We start from the raw sequence: 757 nt of genomic DNA, 5'->3' as shown, positions 1-757 counted from the left end.
ACCGCCAAGTTATATCAGTGTAGGTTGGGTCGTGACCCAACATTAGAGTGAATATTCCAACCTAACCAATTAATCGCAAATCATTGTAAATATCATAAAGTAAGGTTATAAGCCTTTTTATAAAGGAATAGACTAAAATCCAATCTCATGCACTATAGAAGAATAGCAATCCCAGGCGCCACCTATTTTTTTACCGTCAATTTATTAAATAGAAAGAGTGATTTATTAATTAAACAAATTAATAAGTTAAGAGACTCTTTTAAAAAGGTGTTAAATAGCTATCCGTTTGAAATAGATGGCGTCGTCATTCTCCCAGATCATTTTCACATCATGATGACATTGCCCGCTGAAGATAAAAATTATTCATTACGTATACGGTTAGTTAAAGGATATTTTTCTCAACAAATTGTTGCCAAGGAATTCATTAGTCCTGTACGAAAGAGGAAAAAGGAAAGGGGAATTTGGCAGCGAAGATTTTGGGAGCATTTAATCCGTGATGAAAAAGATTATGAGCATCATCTCAACTACATGCACTATAACCCGGTTAAGCATGGCTATGTAAAGAGGCCGTCCGACTGGCCCTACTCAAGCATCCATCGCGCAATCAGATTAGGAAATTTGCCTGAGAATTGGGCTTATACCGATGCTCGAAGTGAAGGATTGTACGGGGAGTGAGTTTTTGTTGGGTCACGACCCAACCTACTGACTTGTTTATTATTTTTTACAAAAGGATAGAGCCTCAATTACCGGGACTGGC

Annotated in this window: 1 protein-coding gene; it reads left to right on the top strand. The window is 37.6% G+C overall.

Annotated elements, in window-relative coordinates; translation table 11 throughout:
- Positions 1–147 precede the first annotated feature (147 nt).
- On the top strand, positions 148–675 hold the full coding sequence (locus tag ACN4Z1_RS15910) for an REP-associated tyrosine transposase (RefSeq protein WP_228363031.1): 528 nt from the start codon (positions 148–150) through the stop codon (positions 673–675).
- Positions 676–757 lie beyond the last annotated feature (82 nt).

It is taken from the genome of Legionella sp. ST3F1, assembly GCF_048553315.1.
In the GTDB taxonomy this organism is placed as follows: domain Bacteria; phylum Pseudomonadota; class Gammaproteobacteria; order Legionellales; family Legionellaceae; genus Tatlockia; species Tatlockia donaldsonii.
This window is presented reverse-complemented; position numbering and strand designations above follow the sequence as displayed.

Coding starts and splice junctions, on each gene's coding strand:
- ACN4Z1_RS15910 (WP_228363031.1), top strand. CDS start 148: ATGCACTATAGAAGAATAGCAATCCCAGGCGCCACCTATTTTTTTACC.